The 428-nt window shown below is 82.5% G+C and carries 1 protein-coding gene; it reads left to right on the top strand.

The features are described from left to right. Positions 1 to 60: 60 nt before the first annotated feature. Positions 61 to 428, top strand: a 368-nt coding sequence (locus GTR00_RS22535; protein ID WP_166613679.1) for an exodeoxyribonuclease V subunit gamma, incomplete at its 3' end; no start/stop codon positions are given.

Genomic DNA, 428 nt, shown 5'->3' with positions numbered 1-428 from the left:
GGCGCTCGCGGGGCGCCGGAGCGGTCGGGGGCTGTCGCCGCCGTCGGGTAGACAGGGGGCGTGCTGCACGTCCACCGGTCCCGCGACGCCGAGGAGCTGCTCGCGGCGCTCGCCGGGGTGCTGGCGGCGCCCGCCCCCGGCGCCGACCCCTTCACCCCCGACCTGCTGGCCGTGGGCGCCCCCGGCACCGAGCGCTGGGCCGCCCAGCGCCTCTCGCACCACCTCGGCGCCACCGCCGCCGGCGACGACGGCGTGTGCGCCCGCCTGGACTCCCGCGCCCCCGGCGCGCTGCTGGACGAGGTCGTCGCCGCCCTCGGCCCCGAGCACGCCGCCGCCGTGAGCGCCTGGGACGCCGACGCGCTGCCCTGGCACGTCCTGCAGGTCCTCGACGGCCTCGCCGCCGAGGGCACCGGGGCGCGGGGCGGGGG

Origin of the sequence: Kineococcus indalonis, assembly GCF_009906395.1 — a bacterium.
Lineage (GTDB): Bacteria > Actinomycetota > Actinomycetes > Actinomycetales > Kineococcaceae > Kineococcus > Kineococcus indalonis.
This window is presented reverse-complemented; position numbering and strand designations above follow the sequence as displayed.